The organism is Methanobrevibacter sp., from assembly GCF_017468685.1.
Taxonomy (GTDB): domain Archaea; phylum Methanobacteriota; class Methanobacteria; order Methanobacteriales; family Methanobacteriaceae; genus Methanocatella.
This window is the reverse complement of the sequence record NZ_JAFUHT010000083.1, coordinates 32,833-58,050: the sequence shown is the minus strand read 5'-3', so window position 1 is coordinate 58,050 and position 25,218 is coordinate 32,833. Positions and strand designations below refer to the sequence as shown.

Genomic DNA, 25,218 nt, shown 5'->3' with positions numbered 1-25,218 from the left:
AACCGGAAGGCCATGGGTTCAAACCCCATTGGGCCCATGTTACTAAACTTTTATTCATTCGTGTGCTCCGGTGGTGTAGTCCGGCCAATCATTTCGGCCTTTCGAGCCGAAGACTCGGGTTCAATTCCCGGCCGGAGCATTTAAAAAATTTGTAAAGATTTTTAATGGTTTCTATGTATACTTTGTTTTTATAATCGGGGGTGCCCGAGAGGCCAAAGGGGACAGGCTTAGGACCTGTTGACGCAGGTCTTCCAGGGTTCGAATCCCTGCTCCCGCATTTTAACAATTTTTTATTCATTTTTATCATAAATGCCGGGGTAGGGTAGGCGGTCATCCTCCGGGACTGTGGATCCCGGGACTCGGGTTCGAATCTCGGCCCCGGCCCCATTTATAAATCTATTTTTAATTTCATATTACTTTTCAAATGCTCTCTCATTTTATTTATATATGGTTTTAAACAAATTTTTAATTGAGTGTTACTATGGCAAAGAAAGGATCTGCTGAAGAAAGGGATTTGGTACATAAATTATGGGAGAGAAATTTTGCGGCTATGAGAGCTCCTGCATCTGGAGGAGCCACTAAAAGGCCTTTACCTGATGTTTTAGCTGGAAATGGTAAATTATATTTGGCTATTGAGGTTAAAACAACAACAAAAGAAAAAATTTACATTGAAGAGGAGCAAATTACTGCACTCTGTGAATTTTCAAAAATTTTTGGTGCCAAACCATATATTGGAGTTAGATTTAAATATACTAAATGGCTATTTTTAGAACCTCAAAACACTCCAAGAACAAAATCTGGTAATTATCGTGTTGAAAAGGATTATGCTTTGGAGAAAGGTTTTGAAATTGATGAAATAGCTGGTATTGATAAGCAAATGAAATTTGAATAATTGCAAATATTTATATATTATTAAAATTAAAATTATTATTGTATGTTATGTGGGGTTATGGTGTAACCTGGCAGCATCGGGGACTCCAGTTGTCTTTGAAGAAAATATACGCGTAACTGAACAGTACTTGTTGTGATGAACAATTGGAGTACTGAGGCAAGAGACATCCCCGGATTGGGGTTCAAATCCCTATGACCCCATTTTTATACAAAACTTTTTTTCAAAACTTTTAATTACTTTCTTGATTATATTATCATTCATGAGTTCAGTTGTTTTTATTTTAGGTTATAATTATGATTCAAATTATTTTTTGATTGATAATAATATATTGGTTGATACTGGTGCGGGTTTAAACAAGGATTATTTATTCTCTAAACTTCGTGAAAATAATGTTGAACCAACTGATATAGAATTGATAGTAAATACTCATTGTCATTTTGATCATATTGGTGGTAATCATTTCTTTCCTGATGCTAAAGTAGCTATTCATAAACTGGATGCAATTTCAATTAAAAATAAGGATACTTTGGGAACTTCCATGTCTGTTTTTGACAATCCGGGCAATTGCAGAGTGGATATTGAACTTGAAGACGGTGATGAAATTGCTGATTTTAAAGTTATTCACACTCCGGGTCACACTAAAGGTGGGATTTGTCTTTGGGATGGTGAAAATTTAATCTCTGGTGATACCATATTTGCTGGCGGCGGCGTTGGCAGAATGGATATTGGCGGGGATTACCAGGATATGAAAAATAGTGTTAAAAGATTAACAGAGTTGGATGTTAAAAACATCTATCCTGGTCATGGCCCTATAGTTGAAGGGAATGGAAAAGAACATATTAAAATGTCTTATTCAATTCTCTAATTTCTTTGAAACTTTTTTTAGGGTTCCTCTTTTAACAAGTATTGAAACTTTTTCCCCACGACTGATTGTATTGTCCGGTTGTGGGATAATTAATTTACCATTTTGATAAGTAGCGATAATAATATAATCTTTTGATGGTGAAACCTCTTTAAAACGTTTTCCAACAATTTTATCATTTGTAATTGTCATTTCAATGATTTCAGCATCACCTTCACCGAGTGTGGTTAGCTTGGATACTCTAGGATTTGTAACATATTGGGCCAGGTCTCTTGCAGCACTAATCTCTGGGCTGATTACTCTGTCGATTCCCACTTCTTTAAATGCTTCTTCGTGATCAGGATTACTTACACGGGCAATAATTGTTTCAACATCGTATTTTCTGACTAAAATGCATGAAAGAAGGTTTGCTTCATCATTACCGGTTGTTGCTATAAAGAAATCGGCATCTTCGATATTTGTTTCTTCAAGTAACTTTGAACTGGTTCCGTTTCCACAAATTACAAGTGCGTCAAGTTCTGCTGCAACTTCATTGCATAATGATTCGTCGCTTTCAATTAATGTGATGTCAAATCCACTATCGATTAACAAATTTGCAAGAGCAAGTCCAACACGACCTCCTCCCATTATTATTGCATACATTAAATCTCCCCTTTATAATAATTAATTATCAATATTTATTTCATGATAATATAAATATTATCTTTTGAAAATTTCAAATGCTGCCCTTAATGTGATGAGTACAGGATATATTTCTAACCTTCCAGTCCACATATCAAACATACTGACTATTTTAAGTATCGGATTTAATGTTGGGGTGATTATACCAAGTTCTAAACCGTTATTACCCTGCAGAGACATTGCTGCAAATAAACTTCTAAATGGATCATATCCAAATAAACAGAATAATGCCCATGTAAACATTATAAACATCATATAAAGTGTAATGAAACTACCGGCTTGGGCTATTGATTTTTCAGGAATTTTATGTCCATGCAATTTTACAGGCACTACTCTTCCCTCGGGAGATAAGATTTCCCGTACATGTCGGTAAATTCCCTTAAAATAAGTAATCATTCTCACCAGTTTTATCGCACCTACTGTTGAACCGTTTGATCCTCCAGTTAGCATTAAACACATTAAACAAATTATTACAAAGCTTGGCCAACTTCCCATCACTAATGGGCTTGTGACACTTGCTCCGGTAGTTGTGATTGCTGATACGACTGTGAACAATAAATCTATTGGAACAATATTTGATACAAAATAAAGCATTAATGTAACAAGTGCAATAACTGTTATGATGATTTTAAATTGCAAATCATTAATCAGTGATTTTCCTTTTGTTTTAATTACCTTGTAATGGACCATGAAGCTTGTAGCACCAAGAATCATCAATACAATTGAAATAAAGTAGATTACATCATCTTGGTAGAATCCCATATTCGCATTTTTGATGCTCATTCCTCCGGTTGAAATGATGCTGAATGTATTGCAGATTGAGTCAAATACTGGCATTCCCGCAAGCAGGTATAATATTATTCCTGCAATTGTATAAATGACATAAATTTCCATTGTTTTTTCAAGTGTGGTTTTTATACTTGGTTTTATACGTTCTTCACGTGCTTCTGATTGGTATAATTTTGATGATACTGATCCGGGTTTTGTTAAAACACCAATCACCATAACAACTACTCCCAAACCACCAATCCATTGTTCCAATGCTCTGAAAAATAAGATACTGTGAGGTAAAACTTCAACATCCACAAACATAGTCATTCCGGTTCCTGTTAAAGCGGACATGCTTTCAAAAACGGCATCAATTGGTGAAATGTTTGTTGCAAGCATAAAGACAAATCCTCCAATGAGGCTGGCCCATAACCATGCAAATGATGAAATCATCATTCCATGTTTTAGCCGTATTTTTTTATTGCTTTTTTGTTCAAAATATTTTAAAGCAAAGATTCCTAATAATATTGATATTAATCCTGGAATTACAAAACTTAGTATGTCAAATTCGAAGTATATTAAATCGAATATTAATGGGATTAAGCACATTAATCCTATTCCTATCATCAAATATCCGGAATTTGTTGCAACAATAACCAAATCTGTTTTAGTAATATACCTCATTACTTAAAATTAGTATAAATTTCTATATAAATTTATAAGTATTAAATTGTATAATATATTATCACGATGGATAGAAAAACTATATTATTATTAGGAATAAGCATCGTTATTCTTGTTGTAATGTTGTGGTTTGTTGGAATTGACCAAGTTATCTCAGCATTAAAAGTAGCTAATTTGTATATTATAGCTTTAGCTATAGCTGTTCAGATAATAACTTATTTTTTATATACTTTGCGTTGGCAGATATTAAATAAACAAGCTGATTTGGATGTAAGTATTCGTGAATTGTTTCCTATGGTCTTGGTGGGACTTGCCGTTAATAACATCACTCCTTCTGGTCGTGGAGGGGGAGAACCTGTAAGGGCTTATATTCTATCCAAACAAAAAGATTATTTATTTGAAGAAACTTTCGCCACTGTCGTTGCAGATAGGGCTTTGGATACTTTTCCTTTTGTTGTTTTAGCAGCAATCACAATTATCTTAATGACGCTATATTTTGACATGCCAACTTGGTTACTTGCAGTGATGATCGTGGCAGTAATCGCAATCATAGCTATTCTGGCGATTATTATTTACATGTGTATAAATCCAAACTTTGGAAATAAAGTTGATGGCTGGATTGTTGGTCTTGTTAGAAGGTTTTATAAGAAAAACTCTGTTGAATTAGAAAATAAAATACATGAAGCAGTATTTGGTTTTCAGGATACAATGAAAAATCTTGTTTCAAATAAGAAAGCATTGTATTATACTGTTCCTTTGTCATTTATTATTTGGATTTTTGAGATTTTCAGGGTGTATCTTGTCTTTTTGGCATTCGGTGCAAATGTCAATCCAATAATCATTGGGGAAGTATTTATTGTTGCATCCCTTGTTGGTATGATTCCATTGCTTCCGGGAGGACTTGGAGCAATTGATGGAGTCATGATTCTATTTTATTCAAGTGCAGGTATAACTTCATCAATCAGTGCAGCCGCAACAGTTATTGAAAGACTAATATCCTTCTGGATGGCTACAATAATAGGTCTAGTACTTATACCAAAATATGGTTCATCTATTTTAGATAAAAAATCATTATCTTCAGTGGAATCCGAAGAAAATATTGACGAATGAGTTGATTTTTTATGAATGCTGGTTCTAATCGCATATTTTATTATGATGTTTTAAGGGTTATTGCTATTCTATCGGTTATTTTACTGCATGTGACCGGACATGTCGGCGAAATAATGAATTATAATGTCCAATCAATTTATTCTATTAGCGGATTTTATGAAACCTTTGCTAATAATTTCTTTAGAATGGGTGTTGACCTGTTTTTAATGATATCAGGAGCACTGCTTTTAGGACAAAATTGGGATGTTAAAAGTTTTTTTGAAAAACGTATTCCTCGTATAGCAAAACCGTTCCTTTTCTGGTCATTAGTTTTCAGTATTGTTCTTATTATGTCTTCTTATTTTATTTCAGGAATTAATTTTGTTGATAGTTTTGGAATTTTAAGTTTTATTAACGTGTTTTTGGATACATTACTTTTTAAAGCACCGGGATCGGTTGTTTATTGGTTTTTCTGGATTATGATATATGTTTACATGATGATGCCTTTTGTAAATAAATGGTTAAACAATTCAGAATTAATTCATGTTGAGTATCTATTAATTGTTTGGTTAATATTCATTTCAATAATCTACCCTTTAAACAATCAATATTTGAATCTGCTTTCTGATTTCATAAGTCCTATCGCATTGGTTGTTCTAGGTTACTATTTAAGATATAGCGAAAGAAGAATATTTAATAATCCAGTTATTTCAGCTATTTTAATTATTGTTTCATCTGTTATTATGCTGTTGTATTCTTATAGCATTGTTGGCACTGAAATCTTATTTGTATTTCATAGATATTCTGTTTTAATGGTAGTATTGTCAATTGGAGTATATTGCTTTGTCAAATCAAGTAATGTTGTTAATAATGCCTCTGGAAAGACTACTAATGTTGTATCTTCCATTGCAATGTGCAGTTATGGAATGTATCTGATTCATAGTCAGTTAATAATGGTTACCCGAAAAATATTTCATTTATCATCAAATTTCATTTTCGATTATATTTTGCTGTTTTTAGTCGGATTTTTCTTATCATGGTTAATAATGGTTATTTTTGCTAAAATACCAATTATCAATGAGTTAATTGGTGTAAAATAGATTTATTTTAATATCTAATTTCAATTAAAATAGAAAACTTTATTTTAATATATTATCATAAATTTAATTATCACAAAAAAATTTATTTTAAAAAAATTTTGGTGAAAATATGGAAATTAATGGTGTAGAAATACAAGATACCTTTGCTGAAGGTTTTGGAATTAAAGTATCTAGAATTATTATTACTGCAGCTACTAAACATTTAGCTAAAATTGCTGCTACTGAAGCTACTGGATTTGCTACTTCAGTTATTGGATGTCCTGCAGAAGCAGGTATTGACCAATATGTTCCTCCAACTGAATCTCCAGATGGAAGACCAGGTTATGCAATCATGATCTGTCACATGTCTAAAAAAGCTTTAGGCGGACAAATCATGGACAGAATCGGACAATGTGTTTTAACTGCTCCTACTGCAGCAGCATTCAACGCTTTAGAAAGCGAAGAAGCATTCCCAACCGGAAAACAACTCAAGTTCTTCGGTGACGGATACGAAACTGAAAAAGACGTAAACGGCAAAAAAATGCACGTAATTCCTATCATGTCCGGTGAATTCTTAGTGGAAGATGAAATGGGATGGAAAGACGGAGTAGCTGGTGGAAACTTCTTCATCATGGCTGACAGTCAAATGGCTTCCATTGTTGCAGCTGAAGCTGCTGTTGATGCTATTCACGCTGTTGCTGGTGTAATCACTCCTTTCTCCGGTGGTATGGTTGCTTCCGGTTCCAAAACTGGTTCCAAATACTCATTTATGAGTGCATCTACCAACGAAAAAGAATGTGTTACATTAAAAGACCAAGTAGAAACTGAATTGCCAGAAAACGTATTCGGAAACATGGAAATCGTTATTGACGGTGTTGACGAAGAATCAGTTAAAGCTGCTATGAAAGCAGGTATTGAAGCTGCTTGTCAAGTGCCTGGTGTTATTGAAATCGGTGCGGGTAACTACGGTGGAAACTTAGGACCTTACCAAATCCACTTACAAGACTTATTCTAGAGAATTTCAATATTCTCTACTTTTTTTACTTTTTTTAATAATTAATATATTACTAATTTAATAATATTGTTTTATATACATTTTTCAATTAAAATTTATTTGTATAATTACTCGTATCATCTTGATATTATTTATTTTTAATAAAAATTGGAAAATGTAAGATGTCACTCGAAAATTCACGAATAGATATTCAAAAAGATTACTCTAAAATCATAAACAATAATTTTGTGATTAAATCTTATGTAAATGGGATGTCACGCTTTTTAATATTGTGGATAATCAAATATAATGGTTTGATTCATGGTTATGGTATTTTAAAAGAATTGGATAAATTTTTTATAATTTTTATTGATGAAAAATCCTTAAAGAAATCAAATCCAAGTAACATATATCCTATTCTAAATAAGATGGAAGATTTGGGATTAATAACTAGTGAGTTAAAGGTCAAGAATAATAGGAAAATGAAATATTTCAAAATCACAGAAGATGGAGAATATGTGCTTAATTATATTTACTCAAGATTTGACTTAATTCATGCTAATCATCAATGGAGGTCATTGTTTGATGATATGGACTGATTTAAGCAAATAATTTTAAAAGTATTCTTATTTTAATAATATTTCTTTATAATATTCCATTAACAAAAATCTGATTGTAACAATAATGTTACAATTAACATAATTTAAGGGAATAAAATGAACAATAAAAAATTATTTTTAGTTAGTTTAGCTATACTAACTATTTTTATGTTAGGTGCTGTTAGTGCAACGGAAGATATTTCTGGTGCTGATTTAACAGTTGAGGAAAGCACACTTGATTCAATTGAAGAGATAAATGATGAAGTTGAATTAAGTGAAAATGAAGAAAATGATTTGGCGGAATCTCAAGATTCTGAAGACCTTGTCTCAGATAAGCAAACAATTGATATGAAAGTTGGTGTATGGGACAATGAAATTCAGGATTATTATACAGAATTAACTCCACGTGACGTTTATGATGATTTGTATATAAAGGTGTCCTTATCACAAAAAGTTAATGGGACTCTATCATTATATATGGATGGTAAATTTGTAAGTGATAAGAAAATAACCGCAAAAACTCATTATTTCAATTTTAATGTTAAAGAAATTGGTAAGCATACTGCAGAGGTTCGCTATTCTGGAGATGATAATTATAATCCATGTTCTACATCATCCACATTTGAAATTGTATCCTGTTATATAGACTGTGGTTCAGTTATTTATGGAAGTAACCTTTTAACTATTTTCATTGAAGCGGATGAACCTGCGGGGGACGTGGTTGCAATTGTTAATGGAAAACATTATACTGCTCCTGTTGTAAGGAGTGCTGCTGTCATTGAATTAGAAAATTTAAATGTTGGTGTGTATCCGATTCACATTGATTATTCTGGAAAGTTAGTTTCAAGATCTTTTGATGGAAATTTTGATGTATATCCGGATATATCAATATCTGATTGGGAAATTGGATTAAATGAAAATAATGAAGTTTCTCTCATGTTGCCTTCTAATGCTAAAGGAAATTTATTTGTTATGGTTGATGATGAAATTGTAGCAGATGTTGCATTAGTTAATGGTTATGCTAGTGTTTCATTAAATAAATTCAATGAATTGGGTCGTGAATATCTGCTTGAAGCGAAATACACTGGAAGTGATTATTATGTAGATTCCAGGGTTACTTCTTTCAGTATTGCTCCACAAATTGAAGTTGATTATGAAATGATTCGTAATCAGGAATATACATTAACTTTCACTCTTCCAAATACATATTCTGGAGATTTGAAGGTATATGCTCCAGGTTATGATAGTGGTATTAATGCTCGTGTGGTTAATGGTAAGGCTTCTGTAAAATTTTTGGCTAAAGGTAATGGGTATGAAGATATTCAAGTAGTGTATGAAGATAATGAATATTCTTATGATAATTATAGGCCTGTTTTCATGGGCAACAATCCAAACATGATTGCAACAGTTGAGTCAAAAGTTGGCCAGGATCCCGTATTTAAAGTGAATGTTGCAGGAGATGCTGGAGGAGCAATATTCATCACAATCAATGGAAAAGAATATTCCAGTTCTTACTTTACTGGAAGTGGGTCATTGTCAATTCCAGGACTTGCCGATGGAACATACACTGCTACTGTAACTTACACTGGGGATTATAAATATTCTGGTGTTTCAAAAACAATCACATTTACAAAGACTAGCAAACAAACACCAACCAAAAAGGCAGATAAAATATCCTTAAAACTCGCTAAGGTTACAGTTAAAAAATCCGCTAAAAAACTTGTTTTAAAAGCGACTTTAAAAATCAATGGTAAAGTGGCTAAAGGCAAAAAAATCACCTTTAAGTTCAATAAAAAAACCTATAAGGCTAAAACCAACAAAAAAGGTGTTGCTAAAGTTACAATTAAAAAGCCAGTATTGAAAAAACTTAAAGTTGGAAAAAAAGTCAAATACCAAGCAAGTTATGGCAAAATAACTGTTAAAAAGACAGTTAAAGTGAAAAAATAAATTTTTGGGGAGTTTTTTTACTCCTTTATTCTTTTTTTAATAATATTTCTTTATAATTAGTTTTTTATAAAGATAATAATGTAATAAATAATTTTCAATTTTAACAAATGTTAATGCGTTAATTATTGAATGTTTTATAATAGTTAAGTGATTTAAATGAAATATACTAAGATTTTTTTAATATCATTGTTATTGATTATATTATGCACTACCTGTGTTGTCAGTGCATCTGAAGATGTTTGTGATGATAATTTAACAGTTGAAAATCAAAACATTGATTTAAAAAGCAATAACGATGATTCAATAGATGAAACTATGGGCATTGTGGATGATGATGCTCTTCAAAGTACTGTAACCGTTTCGGGAAATACTTTTGATGATATTGAAAATGCAATTGACGGAGCAAATAAAGGTGATACAATCAAATTAACAGGGTTATATGCTGGAGAAGGTACTTATATTTATATTACAAAAAGTGTCACTATTCAGGGTTCCTCATCAACCAATAAGGCAACTCTTGATGCAAAAGGATTATCCGGTATAATCTGGTCTGATGCCAAAGTGACCTTTAAAAACATCATTTTTAAAAATGCAATAAATTATGCGGTTCATTGCGGCGCCACTTCTTCGTTTCAAAATTGTATTTTTGAAAATAACGGAGGATATGGGATTACCTGTTGGGGATCTGATTCAAGTAGTCTGACAGTTAAAAATTCAATATTTAATAGTAATGGTGGGGGAATTTCAAACGAATTTAAAAAAATGACTTTAACAAATTCAAATTTCACCAATAACAAGAATAGTGCAATTAATATGGAACCAACTGCCTATCTATCTTATTCTGTTTCCATAAAAAATTCAAGATTTTCAAATAATTTTGATGAAGATGGTGATGGAGCTTTATATTTTAAAATTTATGATGGGTATTGTATTGTAGATTCCTGCAAATTTGAAAATAATAAGGTTAATCATGACGCAGGTGCGATTTCATTTTACTCAAATAATGCAACAATCAATATTTCAGATTCCACATTTGGTCTTAACAATGCTCATGAGGGCTCTTCATTATACTTAATCTGTAATGGGGGCGATCTTATAAATAACATTTTTGTAAATAATAAGGCAAATGATGACATTGCAGGCATAGGTTATGTGTCTCCGAAAATAAGAATGGATAATAATATTGTTAAATCAAGCGAACTAATTAATGAAAACTTAAAACTTGAATTTTTAAAAAATCCTTCATTTTATGGGGATATTGTCCAAGTAAAATTCACAAAAGATAATAAAATTCTTTCAAACAAAAAAATTCATGTAGATGCATTTAATGTTGATTCATCGGATATTTTAACATTTGATGTTGTCACTGATTCGAATGGAATAGCTAAATTCGCATTGGCATCCCACAATACTTTAGTGGATGTGGGGGTGTGGGACATCCAATTTGTTGCCGATTCAGGAAATAGCAAACTTGTCGTTTCAAGCAATGATTTGAATGTTAAAAAATTATCTGCAAAGTTGGTATTGAACGGTTTTTCCACAACATATAAATCAGGTAAAATATACTCCTTAAAATTACTTAATGAGGATAATTCTCCTGCTGGAAATGTTGATTTGTATGTAACAGTATTCAAGAATGGATGGTATTTGAAAAATTATCGTATTGGCACGGATTTAAATGGAGTTGCTAATGTTAAAGTATCTGACTTAGATGTTGGCAACTATAAAATTACAATATCTTCTGATGAAATATCTGCAGTTATGAGTTTGTCTGAAAAATCTGCTTCAATCAAAATCAATAAGGCACCAACCAAAGTCAAAGCACCTAAAGTCACCAATAAGTATAAAAAATCCAAGTACTTCAAGGTAACTGTTAAAGCATATAATAAACCTTTAAAAAATGTTAAAGTTAAGGTTAAAGTATTTACAGGCAAAAAATCAAAAATATATAAAATTAAAACAAACAAAAAAGGTGTTGCTAAGTTAAATACCAAAAAATTATCCAAAGGAAACCACAAGGTTGTAATTTCTTCTGGAAACAAGAATTATAAGATTTCAGCAAAAAGTAAAATAATAATAAAATAATAAAATTAAATTAAGGTTAAAATCATGTTAAATAAGAAAAGTTTTTTTATTCCAATGTTGCTTTTAATTTTCCTAACTATTGGGATGGTTTCTGCATCAGATAATTTGACTGATGAAGTTTCTTTAGATGATGCATCCGCTCAAAGCATTGAAACTCCAATATCTTCTGAAATTGAAAGTAATGCTAGCGAATCTTCACAGATTAGTGAAGATGCTCCAAGTCAAGTGAATACAAAAATGGAAGCTAAGGATGTAACAACTTATTATAAGGAGAAATCTGAATTGGTAGGTTATCTGAAAGATACCAATAATCAGCCAATTTCCGGCAAAAAGGTTTCCATTTCAATAAATAACAAGGTCTATGATAAAATTACTGATAATTCAGGCAAGGTTGTTTTGAAACTTAACTTAAAACCTGGAACATATACTGCTTCAGTTAAGTTTGCAGGTGATGAAAACTACACTGCCAGCAGCATAAACACAATCGTTAAGGTAAATAAGGCTTCCTTGAAAGTCACCACTAAAGACTTTAAAACCTATTTTGAATCTGGATTCTATTTTAAAGCAAAGGTCATAAATAAAATTACTAAAAATCCGGTTCAAGGCGTTAAAGTGGCGTTTAAAGTTTTTAAAAACAACAAATACAAAACCTATTGGGCAACTACTGATGCTAACGGTATTGCAAAGCTAAAAAAGAATCTTAACGTTGGAAAATATAAGGTTATCACTTCCATTAAAAAGAGCAAGTATTTAAAAGCTAAAAAAGCCAAGGCTACTTTGACTATTAAAGAAACTGCAGAAATGGGTTGTACATCTTTATATGTTCAGGTAAGCAATACTGAAGCTGTTGCAGGATTTAGAAGGGATGCAACTAATGCCAAAACATTACATATTGTCAAGTATAAGTTGAATGGCAAATGGGCTGTAAAGCAATATAAGAAAAACAGCTATTTCTTCCATTCCTTGACAACTTCTGACGGATGGATGGCCGGAACTGGAGGTTGGGACAATCCAACTATCAATCATGCTATCGAAAATCTTGCAGGTAAAATGGCTAAATCCGGCAAAATCAAAAAGGCATATTTAAAAAAGATTCAAGGTTATGAAAGACAATTAAGGATAGGTCACTTTTCAATCAAGGCTCCAAATGGCAAATATGCTGTTGTGTGGGGTAGTGGAATAAAATATGGTAAATTAAAACCGGGTGAATATTTTAAAGCCCCTAATGCAAGATCATTATTCCATCAGGGCACATATGATCATTTCAGTAAAAATCCTGCAAAAGCAGCAATTAAAATAGCAGCATCTGATTCCTTTGGTGTCAACAGAAGAGATGCAACAGCATTCCATTGGAAAGCTACAACTGATGAGGGTAAGACAACTTCAACAGTAAAAGTTTATGCTGCAAATGACAACGGGCGTTTGGCTGGAAGAGGTACTGGACATTTAAAGGATGATGTCAGATTCAGAGGCAAATTCATATCCAAAAACAGTTTGCCAAAAACTCCTTCCTCAAAATTCCTTGGAACAGTCAAAATGGGAAATATTGACAAGTTGATTAAATCGCAAACTACTGTCAAGGCTCCAAAATTAACTAAAAACCTTAATGAATCAAAAACATTTGACATTACTGTTAAGGATAAGAAAACTAAAAAACCGGTTAAAGCCCTTGTGCTCAAATTAAAAATTGGTAAAAAAGTTTTCACTGTAAAAACAAATTCCAAGGGTATTGCGCATTTCAATCCTAAATCATTAAATGCTGGAAGTTATAAAGTGGCAATCTATACAGACAATATTAAATATTTGGTTTCAGCTAAAAGTACAATTATGATTAAATAATTGTACTATTTATTTTATTATGGGAATTTTTGAAAAGCGTATTTTTAAGGTGTGGTGCAAATGTATAAAAAGATATTATTTGCTTTTTTAATTTTAATTTTGACTATTGGTGTCGTTTCGGCTACAGAAAATCTAACGGGTGTTGTTTCAATAGATGATGGCCTTAAAAGTCAAGATGCATTGTCCTATGAAAATAGTTTTGATGAAATTTTAGAAGCTCAAAACACTCCGGAGAACATATTGGAAAAGGCTCAAACTGATGCTGTTTATTCAAAATCATCTTCTCAAAGTAGCGAGCCCTCTTCTGAACCAAAAATCATTAAAACTAAAGTAAAAACTTATGATATTGATTCTAATATATATAAGAAAAGTAAAATATTTAAAGTCAAAATCACCAATAAAAAAACCAATAAACCGATTAAAAATCTTAAAATATCCCTTGAAATTAGGAACAATTTCCATAAATACAAAACTTACACTTTAAAAACAAACAATAATGGAATTGCTGAGTTCAATATTAAGAATTTAAAGATGGGGTATAATGCTTTTGATATCACATCAAAAGATCCGAAATATTTAGTTGAAGGATTTTCTGGGGTTAGTGTTGGTAAATTGAAAAAACCTGTAACTGTTAAGGTTAATTCCAATATTAAATTAAAAAATGGGGACAGATTGTCTACATTTTATGTCAAAAAATATGACGGAATGTTTCATAAGGGGTTTCATGTCTTAGGTGATGAGTACAATAAACATATAATTGACATATATAAAGTAAAGTTTTACTTTAAAAATAATAAAAATGGTAAAATTATTACAAAAACTTCTAATAATTATGTTAAACCAATAAAAGGGTATTCTCCTGTTAAAGCTAAAATTTGGTATTTGGAATCTCCGATGAGAACAGATGTTAAAGAAAAATCCAAACTTGTTCAATACAAATCAACATATAAACTTCAAATTTTATTAAAGGGAAAACCCGTCAAGAATGTGAAGGTCAATTTTAAAGTTGAAAATGGGGGCAAATATAAGAATTATATTTTAAAAACTGATAAAAAAGGTTTTATAAAATTTAATACTAAAAATTTGAAATTGGGTTATCATAAAATCAGTGTTTCATCTAAGAATAAAAACTATGATATTTATCATAAAAGCAAGATTTTTATAGGTAAATTAAAAAAGTTTAAGTATTTGGAAAATGATGAATCCTTAGAATTTAAGAATGATGATTTTATTAGAGTTTCATTTATAAAATCTAGTGGGGGCAAAAATAAAATTAAGATTTCCAGTTTGAGGACAGATGATTATGGAAATGATTTGAAAGCACATAGTCATTTTGTCATTAAGGCTAAAATCTTCTTTAAAAGCAATAAAAACAATAATCTAATAACTACAAAAATTGTTAAAAAAGATTATTTAATTAAACTCAATTCAATAAAAGGATATACTCCTTTTAAAGTTCAAGTTTGGTATTTGCAAAATTAAACATATAACGTGCAATTGAATAAAATTGCACTTATTCAATTTCTTTTTTTGTAATCTCTGCTATTTCTTTATTGGTTAAATTTATGCCAATAATTTCTTCTATCTGTTCTAATTCTTTTAATACTTTATCAAATGATGATTTGTCAGGTCCTGAAATCAAGTGGGAATGGACATTATTGACATTCTTGTAAAGGTTTTCCAAAGCTTCTCTTTGATCGTCATGTGTGCTCAGGTAATTCACAAATTTCTGTCCGTCGGATATGTTCATGCTTTTTACTTCACGAGTAAGTGGGGTTTCAATTCCTGGCAGGTGGTACTCGATGTTTTCTAAAGTGCATTGGTGTTTGGCTATGATTTTAAATTCATCATATATTTCATCGGCAGCATGTTTCACGGTTATTTTTAAAAGATGAGGTCTTGCAGATTCATAATAAAGGCCTTCCCCTCCAATAATTTCGGGAGATACAATCTTGTCGGCACCAGCTTTTCTAAGTCTTTTGACGTTTTCAAGCTTGCTTGCTCTTGTCACAATCCATGCCTCAGGATTTGTTTCACGTATGGTCATTACAATAAATAGGTTGTTAACGTCATCTCCTGTACATATGATGACGCTTCTGCATTTGTCTCCCGCTAATTTTGCAACAAGGTCATCTTCTATTGCATCATCATTTATCACTACTACATTTTCACTTTCTTCAATTGAATCGCAGGCATCCTTATCTTTATCAATAACAATTACATTCTGGTTTCTCTGTGTTAGCTCATTAAAAACTACTTTTCCCACTCTTCCATAGCCACAAATGATATAATAATCTTCCATTACTTCAATAGCTTTCAATTTTCTCGCTCCTTTTGAATATTCGGTCATTTTTTCCTGGACATTTGTTAATATGATATTAAATACATAAGCAAGCAGTGCAACTCCGCCCAGGGCAAGTGTTGTTGCAAATATCTTTTGAATTCCGGTAGTCGGCATATAATCTCCATAACCTACAGTTGTCATGGTAATTACGGAATAGTAAATGGAATCAACTAAATTCAAATCCATTATAAAAATAGAACCTACAATTCCATAAATTAAAAGGGCTATTATTAAGATCAAACCGCTGCTGATGTATTTTGCAGGCATTGTTGTTAAAATTCTAAATGTTATTTTTCGCATAAAATTTTTCCTAAAGTTAAGATAATTATATTTATATCGGGTACTTATATTTTAATTTATAAGGTGATAATTTGCATCCCATGGATATGATGGTTACTGATTATAATTGTGAATACTTAGGTTTATCTAGATTATGTTTAATGGAATCTGCCGGAAAATCATTGGCAGAAGAAGCAGGCAAGATTGCTGTTTACACTTTCTCAAAGCCAGTTAAAGTTGTTATTTTTACCGGTTCAGGGGGAAATGGTGGTGACGGATTTGTGGCTGCAAGATACTTGTTGAATCGTGGGTATGATGTGGATATTTACATGCTGAAGGATAATATTCACTCTGCTGAGGCCAAAACCAATTTTGAGATACTAAAAAATATGAAGCCAAGGCTGTCACGATTAAAAATTTATAATTTGAAGACATTGGAGGATATCAACAGTTGTGAAGTTGCAAAAAGCAATGATTCTGAGTTTATCATTATTGATGGCCTTTTGGGAACCGGAATTAAAGGAAAACTTCAAACAAATGTTAAAAGGGCAATTGAGATAATCAATGAATCAAAAGGAATCACAATCAGTGTTGATGTTCCTTCAGGAATGGATCCGTTGACAGGGGATGTTTATGACTTGGCTGTGGTTCCGGATTACACCATCAGCTTTCATAAAATCAAAACCGGAGTTAGAAATGCTGAAGAGGAGATTGTTGGCGGTCTGATTACAGCAGATATTGGAATTCCATTCGAAGCTGAATATTTCGTCAATTTCGGTGACTTTTTAAGATTGAAAAATAGGGATTTAAAATCACATAAGGGCAATAACGGCAGATTACTGATTATTGGCGGGAGCAGTGATTATTCTGGAGCTCCTGCAATTGCAGGTATGGCTGCAATAGGTGCAGGGTGTGACCTGGTATATGTCGCAACACCTGAAAAATCCGCTGAAGCCATTAAGTCCACTTCACCAGATTTAATCGTAAAATCTCTTGAAGGCAATAAATTGTCTTTAAAACATTCCGGTGAGATATTGGAAATGGCTGACAAAGTTGATGCGGTATTGATTGGTCCTGGCTCTGGAATTGATGAAGAAACTTCAAAATTATTCAATGTTTTAGTTACAAAAATCAAAAAACCGATTGTTTTGGATGCAGACGCATTAAAACAAGTTGAGTTAAAATTAATCAAAAATCGTGAGGATATAATATTGACACCTCATATTTTCGAGTTCAAGTCATTTTTCAATATTGGCAATGATTTGAAATTGGACATTGATTCCTATGATTTTGCCAAAGTCGATGAAAACATCACTGAGTTTCAAAAAATAACTCGCCAAATCAAGGGCAGTGTGATTGTTAAAGGCCAATATGATTTGGTATTGTCTGGAACTCGTTTTAGAATTAACAAATCTGGAAATCCTGGAATGACTGTAGGCGGAACTGGTGATGCGCTTTCAGGAATTTGTGCAGCTCTTCTCACTCAAGGATTGAATTCATTCGACTCAGCATGCCTTGGAGTATTCATCAATGGTCTTGCAGGCGATGGGGCTTATAAAACTAAAGGAAATGGATTTTCAGCAACAGATTTGGTATCATATATTGGTAATGTGATTAAAAATGGATTATGTTAAGGGAATTTTTAAGGCAAGGCCTAACAGGTTCATTGCAGAAGTGGAAGTTGATGGCAATTTGGAAATCGCCCATGTACCGAATACTGGACGTTGCAAGGAGCTATTGGTGGAAGGTGCAGTTGTATGGCTTAAACCCTCTGACAATCCTAATCGCAAAACCAAGTTTTCACTTCATTTTGTAGAAAACAAAAATGTTTTGGTATCACTTTACTCGCAGCAAGCCAACAGTATTGTATATGATGCAATTCTAAATGGCAAAATAAAGGAACTTGTAGGCTATTCTATACATCAAAGGGAAAAGACAGTTGACAGCTCACGAATAGATATATACTTGGAAAGTGAAAACCAACAATGTTATGTTGAAGTCAAGGGTGTGACTTTGATAGTTGATGGTGAGGCAAGATTTCCCGATGCACCGACTGAACGTGGAGCAAAACACCTAAAAGAATTGATAAAGCTTAAACAAGAGGGAAATCGTTGTGTCGTGTTTTTCTTAATACAACATCCTGCAGGCAAATTCTTCAGGCCAAACTGGGAAAATGATCCTAAATTCAGCCAAACATTGAATGAGGCATATGAAGCGGGAGTTGAAATACTGGTTTACAGATGCGATAACCAGTTGTCTGGAATTGAACTGGTTCCTGAATCACTCGACTTTGATTTGACTGAAAACCTCTCCGATGGCATCGTTGATGACTAAACTGGCAATATCATCATAAGGGGTTTCACTTTTGTTAATCAACACTAAGTTTTTACCGTTAAAGTAGTTTATTAATCCTGCTGCCGGATAAACTACAAGTGAAGTTCCTCCAATTATTAAGGTATCTGCATGGGAAATGTAATCAATTGCGAAGCTCAAGACCGCATTGTTCAATGGTTCTTCATATAATACGACATCAGGTTTCACAATGCCTCCGCATTCACACCTAGGAATGCCATCACTTTCTAAAATGTAATCTAGCCCATATTCTCTATTGCAGATTTGACAATAGTTTCTGTGGATGCTTCCATGAAGCTCCAAAACTTCCTTGCTTCCTGCTTTTTGATGCAATCCATCAATATTCTGTGTAATGACTACTTTTAATTTTCCTTCCTTTTCTAATTCTGCAAGCTTTAAATGAGCGGGATTAGGTTGGGCATCGCTAAAGACAAGTGTGTCCTTATAGTATTCAAAGAATTCTTCAGTGTGGTCAAGATAATAACTGTGAGATATTAGATTTTCGGGAGTATCTCCATATTTTTCTAAACTCTTAAAAATGCCACTTTCAGACCTGAAATCAGGTATTCCACTTTCTGTTGAAACGCCTGCACCTCCAAAAAATATGATATTGTCTGAGGTGTCGATAATTTCTTGTAATTGGTTAATTTTAGACATATTTTAATTTTTATTGATTATTTTTAATTAATTTTTTTAAAATTGTATCTTGCCTTAAAATTGTTTTTTTCTTGTAAAATTAATTTTAATTCATTAAATTGCCTTAATTAATAACTAACTACTTTATATTTGATTAAAACAAACTATAATTGGGTCAATGTACTCGTCGACGATATCTATTGATACTAATTTAAGAGGTGGTAATTATTCCAGCTAATAATCAGGAATATGATTCACTCCTTAAGTTGTCTGCTAGAGCATTTGGTAATGCATTGATGAGGATAACAGGTGAAAAACCTGGTATTGTTGAAGTTCTCAATCAGGATGTGTTGACGTCACGTTTGAAAAGGGGAATTTTGGATTTGCCGGTTAAAACATCAGATGGTTTATGCATTGAGTTTGAATTTCACTCTGGCCCTATTGAGGAGGATATAGTTATTCGAAATTATCAGTATGCTATTGACTTAAGGGGGGATGTAGGGGTTCCTGTCAAACCACATTTTGTATCTTTAGATGCAAATAAAACACCAGTTCCAAAAGTTGAACTCTTTCCAGGGGTGTTTACAAAACCGGAAGTTACTTACTTTGCCGATATTTGCGGTGAAAAAGTTATAAATACTATAAAAGAGAAATTGAATAAGCAAGTGGAATTGGATGAAATGGATGCATATTATCTTGCGTTAATTCCTTTTTTTCGCAATGAAAAAAATCGTGCAGAAATGTTGGATGACATGTGTCAGTTCATTAATAAGATAAAAATTTCTGAAGAGCTTAAATATATAATTAAGTTGATTCAGATATTATCTGCTAGTGCATTATGTGTTGGCGATAAACAAGAAGAAATTCTTGGGGTGATTAAAATGGGAAGTTCATATATTGCTAATTATGAAAAAAATTTAATCCGTGAAAATAACTTAAAAATTGCTCAAAAAATGAAAGAATTGGGAGCTACTGCAGAGTTTATATTTAAATGTACTGGAATAAAACTTTAATTTGGGATTGTTATCCCATTTATTTTTTTTCAACTTGGTGAAATGTCATGGATAACAATAGTTCAAATCTTGATTGGATGGTTTACTGGTCATTTCAGCCACATGTTCCAAGAAGCAGCCAGGTTAGACTCATAAATGAAATCAATTGGGCCATTAATGAAGGCTATAAAAATATTATTCTCGAGGCAGGAACTGGTACCGGCAAGTCAGCAATCGCAACCACTCTTGCCAATATGTATGATGACTCATATATTCTAACAATGACAAAGCAGCTCCAAGAGCAATACTTGGACGATTTTGGTGATATGTTAGTTGAAATAAAGGGTCGTGGAAACTATAAATGCAATTATAAAGGTAACTGTGACTTTTGCATTAAGGCGGAATACAATTTAAGAAGGTGCAGCGATTGTGAGTATCAGATCGCTTTTAAAAAGGTAGTGGATGCCGAAAATGTCATCACCAATTATGATTACCTTTACTATGCAGGTGTGGCAAGCCCGATGCTTGATCCTCGTGAACTGCTGATTTTGGATGAGGCTCATAATCTGGAACGCAAGATGCTGATGCTGTCTTCATGTGAATTAAATCGTGAATATATCTCAACAAAATTTGGAATTGACATTTTCGAACCGGTTATGCATAGGGTCAAATCAATCAATGATTTAAAAAGAAATCCTAAATACTGGTCCGAGTTATGTAATGATTTGATTAAGGAATGTAAAAAAAGAATTAAAAAGATTGAGGGGGATGCAAATAAGTCGGTTCAAGTTACTCTGGATGAATTTGAAAATGACCCTTCCAAATATTCCAATTTTGATTATGTTGAAAAACAGAACTTGGAGCAGGATATCAAAATATTTGCTGAAATCGATATGGGATTGTCTCATGATGAATTGATTATTGATTTGCCTGATGCGGAGAGTATTTTGAACAACAATATGGATATTTCAGCGGAATTCAAACCATTTTCCGTAGCAGATGATACTGAAAGCCTATTGAATATGGGGAATATTCGCATATTTCTGACAGGTACCTTGGGAAGCAAGGACAAGTTCTGTGAATGGAATAATATCAATCCGGATGATACTTATTATATCTATGAAAAATCTCCGTTTGATGTTTCAAATCGGCCAATCTATACAGAGTTTGTTGGTAATATGAGTGGTTTTAAAGGCAAAAAGCCGAAATGGAAAAACAAAAGGGCAATTACAAAAATTAAGGAACTGCTTGACAGACATAAAAATGAAAAAGGTGTTATTCACACTTCGAGCAATGAACAGGCATTCTGGATAATGGATCAGCTTAAGGGATATCCTTTCATGTTTGTTGGTGGAGAGGATAGAAACATTGTTTTAAAGGAATTCACTGAATCTAAAGAAAATTTAATTCTTATTGGTGCGTCAATCAAGGATGGTGTTGATTTTAAAGGGGATTTGTGCAGGTTCCAAATCATATTTAAAATTCCGTATCCTCAACTTAACGAACAGGTAAAATACAGAAAGGATTTGGATCCGAAATGGTTTTACTATCAAACGGTAATGGCGCTGATGCAGGCATATGGTCGTGGAATAAGGGATATGGATGATTGGTGTGTAATGTATATAATTGATTCCAGTTTTAAGCAATTGGTTGATTATAATCGAGGATTTTTCAATGAGTACTTCCTTGAGGCAGTACAAAAAAAGAAGTAAAATGATAGCTTAAAGCTATCTGTTTAATTTTTGGTAATTTGCAGCTTGAAGACCGTGGTGCTTAATCATACCTTCAACTTCTCTTTGGTCAGTTTCTTTGTCTTCAAATGTAATTTGCTCGATGCTGTGTAAGCTGAATGGAGATTTTCTTGATATTGGTTGGATTGAACCTTTGAACAGTTTCATTACAACTTCTCCACTTACTCTTTCTTGCATATTGTCGATTGCTTGGTCGAGGTCTTCTCTTAAAGGTTCTTGCCAGAGTGCTCTGTAGACGAGGTCTGCATAGAGTCCGGACATGTATTCCGCAAATCTTAACTCGTCAGTGGTTAAAACTAATTCTTCAAGAGCTTCGTGAGCAGCAATCAATAATTTAGCACCAGGGGTTTCGTAGATTTCCCTACTTTTAATACCGATCATTCTGTTTTCAATGGTGTCTACTCTACCGATACCGTGTGCTCCTGCAATTTCATTTGCTTTTATGATAATGTCGATTAATGGCATCATTTCGCCGTTAATGGCTACTGGAATACCTTCTTCAAATTCGATAGATACTTTTTCAGGTTCATCTTTAGCATCTTCCCAGGATGCAGTCCATTCGTATATGTCTTCTGGTGGTTCGTTAGCAGGGTCTTCTAGGACATCTCCTTCAATTGCTCTTCCCCAGAGGTTTTCATCGATACTGTAAATTTTATCGTAGCTTAACTTAATTCCTTTGGATTCTGCATATGCTTTTTCTTCAGTTCTTGTCAAGTTCATTTCTCTGATTGGTGCAATGATGTCCAAATCGGACATTGCGCGAATAACTGCTTCAAATCTGAATTGGTCGTTTCCTTTTCCGGTACAACCGTGTGCAATTGCAGTTGCCCCTTCTTTTTCAGCTACTTCTATAAGTTTTTGGGCAATTAATGGTCTTGCAAAAGCGGTGCTTAATGGGTATCCTTCGTATTCTGCATTTGCTTTAATTCCGCGTGCGATGTATTCATTTGCGAATTCTTCTTTAGCATCAATATTGTAGTGTTTTAATCCTCCAATGTTAGCTGCACTATTTTTTGCTTTTTCCATTTCCTCTTCGCCTTGTCCCACATCTACACATGCGGTAATAACTTCTACATCGTATTTTTCTTCTAATAATTTAACACAAACAGAGGTGTCAAGCCCTCCGCTGAATGCTAAAAGTACTTTATCAGTCATAAAATCACCTAAATAAAAATGAATTATCAAAAAGTAGTTATGTTTTTAATAGTATTTATAATTTATAAAAAATTGGACAGAAGAAAACTCTTAATTGAGGGCATAATTGAGGTTGAAAAGTTATATGGGTTTTGAAAAATCAAAAACCTCAATTAAGAGTAATGAGTTAAAAGTATTTTTTATACTTTTCATCTCTATTTACTACTTAGATTTTCATAGTATATAAAAGTTTAGGTTTGCCTAAATTTTAACTAGGAGGTTTTCATCTTCACAGAATTTTATCAGCCGGGCATAAGTGGGATTGGTTTTTAGGGTATTGATATTGCCAACAATGATTAGTTTACGTTTTGCACGAGTAATTGCTACGTTTAACCTTCTTAAATCTCTTAAAAAACCAATATTTTCATTTTCATTGCTTCTGACAGTAGATATGATAATAATTTCCTTTTCCCTTCCCTGAAAACCATCAACGGTTTTGACTTCAACTGGAGTCATTTCCTGTATGATTTTCACCTGGTCAGCATAAGGGCTGATGATTCCGATATCGTCCACTTCAATACCATCATTCAGGTAATCCTGAACAAGTTTTGCACTAATTTCCGCTTCCAAATTATTGACAATGGATTTTGAATCTTTAAGATGAGTTTCGCCTTCCAAATCAACATCTGAAGTGTCAACAAAAAGCAATGCCTCTTCGTCATGTTCCCCATCAAGAATGTCATTTATTGTTATGTCGTCAACACTGGAATCGCTTTTTAGTCCGTTGTTGTAAAACTCTTCATTTGGAAACTTCATAAGCAGGCTATTCATACGATACTGAACATTCAACAATTGTGATTTGTTAGAATACATTCTAATCAGTTCTTCAAATAAAGTTTTAGATAATTCTCCAGCTCTTTCACTGATGATTGTTGGAGGCAGCTGTTTATGATCTCCTGCAAGAATGAACCTGTGGGCTTTGGCGATAGGTATCAAAACGCTAGGGATTGTGGCCTGTGAAGCTTCATCGATTATTGCAACATCAAATTTCACTCTTGATATTGACTCCAATGCCGCAGATGAATTTGTTGCAAGAATCACATCGCTTGTATCGATAATGTCTTTAATCATTCTATTTTCTATTCTTTTAATTTCATCATGAGCCTCATCAATCTCTTGGTTAATCTCAATCCATTTTGCCATGGATTTAATCTTTTCCGAGCTTACTCCACGTGTGCCTTTGCCTTTGGATGCAAAATGCAGAATGTCATAATCTCCAAGGCCACGGCGGTACTGTGGTGTTGGCTTTGTGTGCACTTTGCGTTTTTCAATTAGATTGTTGATCTTTTTGTGGATTTTTTTAATTTTCTTATTTAGCTTATGATTTTCAACCTTATATGCAAGAGTTTGTGTAATGTTATGTTTTGATACTCTTTGGGGATGTCCAAGTCTTGTCAGGTTTAATTTTTTGTTGTCCATCAATCTCTCTAAAATGTTATCGACTGCTGCATTACTCTCGGCTGTAGCTAAAACCTTATGGTTTTGACGTGTTTCCTGTGAGATTAACTCAACTAAAGTTCTGGTTTTTCCTGTTCCGAATGGTCCATGAATCAGATAGAAATTTTCACAAGACAGTGAATTTTCAATTGCCAATTTTTGAGAGTCATTGAGATTTTCATCTATATAGTTAATGTAAGGTGTGGGTCGGTTCTTTTTAGGGTCCCTCTCATTTAAAATGTATTCCAAAGCATTTTTACCTTTTAAGCTTAAATGTTTTAGATTGTCTTCCATCCTTCTAAATGTTATGTCATTGGCATATAAGTCGAGTCTGACCTTCTTTTTTATTGCCCATTTTGGAACACGCTTGTCAAAGGCAACCTTTATGAATCGGGCACCTTTTTCGGTAACTGTGCCGGTCAAATCGCTTCTGAGTGGGTTGTCAGTACTGACTAAAACCATGTCTCCAACGCTGATTTCAGTATCAATCACCTCTGACCTTCCGAACTGAACAATCTGAAGGCCCAATTCCTTTCCTAAACTTTTTCCTTTAACTTTATTAATGGCTCTTCCAAGTTCCTCTCTTTTTTGACCAGACATTGTACTGATTTCACGTGTCATTAGGTCAATTTCAGCATCTCTTTCATAATTAATGAGCCTAATTAAGTTTTTAATATATTTGTTCATTTTCATGCTTATTTTTAAATAAGAGTT

At 33.0% G+C, this 25,218-nt stretch carries 20 protein-coding genes and 4 tRNA genes; 18 read left to right on the top strand and 6 right to left on the bottom strand.

Annotation, left to right across the window (positions count from 1 at the left end):
• Nucleotides 1-64: 64 nt before the first annotated feature.
• From IJ258_RS10925 to IJ258_RS10900, 6 genes are all read left to right on the top strand, one after another.
• A tRNA-Glu gene (locus tag IJ258_RS10925) sits at nucleotides 65-139 on the top strand.
• 55 nt (nucleotides 140-194) lie between these two features.
• Nucleotides 195-277 (top strand) — tRNA-Leu (locus IJ258_RS10920).
• A 34-nt stretch (nucleotides 278-311) separates the two neighbouring features.
• Nucleotides 312-387 (top strand) — tRNA-His (locus tag IJ258_RS10915).
• Nucleotides 388-481: 94 nt separating this feature from the next.
• The gene (gene hjc, locus IJ258_RS10910) at nucleotides 482-892 is read left to right on the top strand and encodes a Holliday junction resolvase Hjc (RefSeq protein ID WP_292806808.1); all 411 of its coding nucleotides are present in this window, start codon (nucleotides 482-484) and stop codon (nucleotides 890-892) included.
• A 51-nt stretch (nucleotides 893-943) separates the two neighbouring features.
• A tRNA-Trp gene (locus IJ258_RS10905) sits at nucleotides 944-1,092 on the top strand.
• Nucleotides 1,093-1,151: 59 nt separating this feature from the next.
• Nucleotides 1,152-1,757 (top strand): MBL fold metallo-hydrolase, encoded by a 606-nt coding sequence (locus IJ258_RS10900; RefSeq protein ID WP_292806806.1) that lies wholly within the window; start codon nucleotides 1,152-1,154, stop codon nucleotides 1,755-1,757.
• Here the strand turns inward: IJ258_RS10900 and IJ258_RS10895 are convergent.
• The gene (locus IJ258_RS10895) at nucleotides 1,746-2,396 is read right to left on the bottom strand and encodes a TrkA family potassium uptake protein (protein WP_292806804.1); all 651 of its coding nucleotides are present in this window, start codon (nucleotides 2,394-2,396) and stop codon (nucleotides 1,746-1,748) included. The genes IJ258_RS10900 and IJ258_RS10895 overlap by 12 nt on opposite strands.
• A 57-nt stretch (nucleotides 2,397-2,453) precedes the next feature.
• The gene (locus IJ258_RS10890; protein WP_292806802.1) at nucleotides 2,454-3,887 is read right to left on the bottom strand and encodes a TrkH family potassium uptake protein; all 1,434 of its coding nucleotides are present in this window, start codon (nucleotides 3,885-3,887) and stop codon (nucleotides 2,454-2,456) included.
• 66 nt (nucleotides 3,888-3,953) lie between these two features.
• Here IJ258_RS10890 and IJ258_RS10885 point away from each other — a divergent pair, with 66 nt between their 5' ends.
• From IJ258_RS10885 to IJ258_RS10850, 8 genes are all read left to right on the top strand, one after another.
• Nucleotides 3,954-4,997, top strand: a complete 1,044-nt coding sequence (locus IJ258_RS10885) for a UPF0104 family protein (protein ID WP_292806800.1) — start codon at nucleotides 3,954-3,956, stop codon at nucleotides 4,995-4,997.
• An 11-nt stretch (nucleotides 4,998-5,008) separates the two neighbouring features.
• Nucleotides 5,009-6,076: an acyltransferase gene (locus IJ258_RS10880; RefSeq protein WP_292806798.1), complete on the top strand. Its 1,068-nt coding sequence runs from the start codon at nucleotides 5,009-5,011 to the stop codon at nucleotides 6,074-6,076.
• Between the two features lie 109 nt (nucleotides 6,077-6,185).
• The gene (gene fhcD / locus IJ258_RS10875) at nucleotides 6,186-7,070 is read left to right on the top strand and encodes a formylmethanofuran--tetrahydromethanopterin N-formyltransferase (protein WP_292806796.1); all 885 of its coding nucleotides are present in this window, start codon (nucleotides 6,186-6,188) and stop codon (nucleotides 7,068-7,070) included.
• Between the two features lie 161 nt (nucleotides 7,071-7,231).
• Nucleotides 7,232-7,648: a PadR family transcriptional regulator gene (locus IJ258_RS10870; protein ID WP_292806794.1), complete on the top strand. Its 417-nt coding sequence runs from the start codon at nucleotides 7,232-7,234 to the stop codon at nucleotides 7,646-7,648.
• Nucleotides 7,649-7,765: 117 nt separating this feature from the next.
• On the top strand, nucleotides 7,766-9,595 hold the full coding sequence (locus tag IJ258_RS10865; RefSeq protein WP_292806792.1) for an Ig-like domain-containing protein: 1,830 nt from the start codon (nucleotides 7,766-7,768) through the stop codon (nucleotides 9,593-9,595).
• 156 nt (nucleotides 9,596-9,751) lie between these two features.
• Nucleotides 9,752-11,680 (top strand): right-handed parallel beta-helix repeat-containing protein, encoded by a 1,929-nt coding sequence (locus IJ258_RS10860; RefSeq protein WP_292806790.1) that lies wholly within the window; start codon nucleotides 9,752-9,754, stop codon nucleotides 11,678-11,680.
• A gap of 54 nt (nucleotides 11,681-11,734) precedes the next feature.
• On the top strand, nucleotides 11,735-13,519 hold the full coding sequence (locus IJ258_RS10855) for an Ig-like domain-containing protein (protein WP_292806788.1): 1,785 nt from the start codon (nucleotides 11,735-11,737) through the stop codon (nucleotides 13,517-13,519).
• A 60-nt stretch (nucleotides 13,520-13,579) separates the two neighbouring features.
• Nucleotides 13,580-15,001 carry a hypothetical protein gene (locus IJ258_RS10850; RefSeq protein ID WP_292806786.1) on the top strand — a complete coding sequence of 474 codons (1,422 nt, stop codon included), beginning with the start codon at nucleotides 13,580-13,582 and terminating at the stop codon, nucleotides 14,999-15,001.
• A 31-nt stretch (nucleotides 15,002-15,032) separates the two neighbouring features.
• Here IJ258_RS10850 and IJ258_RS10845 read toward each other — a convergent pair whose 3' ends face one another.
• Nucleotides 15,033-16,163 (bottom strand): NAD-binding protein, encoded by a 1,131-nt coding sequence (locus IJ258_RS10845; protein WP_292806784.1) that lies wholly within the window; start codon nucleotides 16,161-16,163, stop codon nucleotides 15,033-15,035.
• A 71-nt stretch (nucleotides 16,164-16,234) separates the two neighbouring features.
• Here IJ258_RS10845 and IJ258_RS10840 point away from each other — a divergent pair, with 71 nt between their 5' ends.
• Both IJ258_RS10840 and sfsA read left to right on the top strand, forming a co-directional pair.
• Nucleotides 16,235-17,776, top strand: a complete 1,542-nt coding sequence (locus IJ258_RS10840; RefSeq protein ID WP_366514581.1) for an NAD(P)H-hydrate dehydratase — start codon at nucleotides 16,235-16,237, stop codon at nucleotides 17,774-17,776.
• Entirely contained in the window at nucleotides 17,763-18,476 is a 714-nt protein-coding gene (sfsA, locus tag IJ258_RS10835; protein WP_292806782.1) for a DNA/RNA nuclease SfsA, read from the top strand. The genes IJ258_RS10840 and sfsA overlap by 14 nt, the downstream gene beginning before the upstream one ends.
• Here the strand turns inward: sfsA and IJ258_RS10830 are convergent.
• Complete coding sequence (locus tag IJ258_RS10830; RefSeq protein ID WP_292806780.1) at nucleotides 18,423-19,151, bottom strand: NAD-dependent protein deacylase; 729 nt, start codon at nucleotides 19,149-19,151, stop codon at nucleotides 18,423-18,425. The genes sfsA and IJ258_RS10830 overlap by 54 nt on opposite strands.
• Before the next feature lie 197 nt (nucleotides 19,152-19,348).
• Between IJ258_RS10830 and IJ258_RS10825 the strand changes: the two genes are divergently transcribed.
• Complete coding sequence (locus tag IJ258_RS10825; RefSeq protein ID WP_292806778.1) at nucleotides 19,349-20,143, top strand: hypothetical protein; 795 nt, start codon at nucleotides 19,349-19,351, stop codon at nucleotides 20,141-20,143.
• A 47-nt stretch (nucleotides 20,144-20,190) separates the two neighbouring features.
• Nucleotides 20,191-21,834: a helicase C-terminal domain-containing protein gene (locus tag IJ258_RS10820; RefSeq protein WP_292806776.1), complete on the top strand. Its 1,644-nt coding sequence runs from the start codon at nucleotides 20,191-20,193 to the stop codon at nucleotides 21,832-21,834.
• A gap of 15 nt (nucleotides 21,835-21,849) precedes the next feature.
• Here the strand turns inward: IJ258_RS10820 and IJ258_RS10815 are convergent, their stop codons facing one another.
• Together IJ258_RS10815 and IJ258_RS10810 are read right to left on the bottom strand one after the other, a co-directional pair.
• A complete protein-coding gene (locus tag IJ258_RS10815; protein ID WP_292806774.1) occupies nucleotides 21,850-23,028 on the bottom strand; it encodes an argininosuccinate synthase in 1,179 nt (392 codons plus the stop codon).
• 240 nt (nucleotides 23,029-23,268) lie between these two features.
• A complete protein-coding gene (locus tag IJ258_RS10810) occupies nucleotides 23,269-25,191 on the bottom strand; it encodes an IGHMBP2 family helicase (RefSeq protein ID WP_366514584.1) in 1,923 nt (640 codons plus the stop codon).
• Between the last annotated feature and the right edge of the window lie 27 nt (nucleotides 25,192-25,218).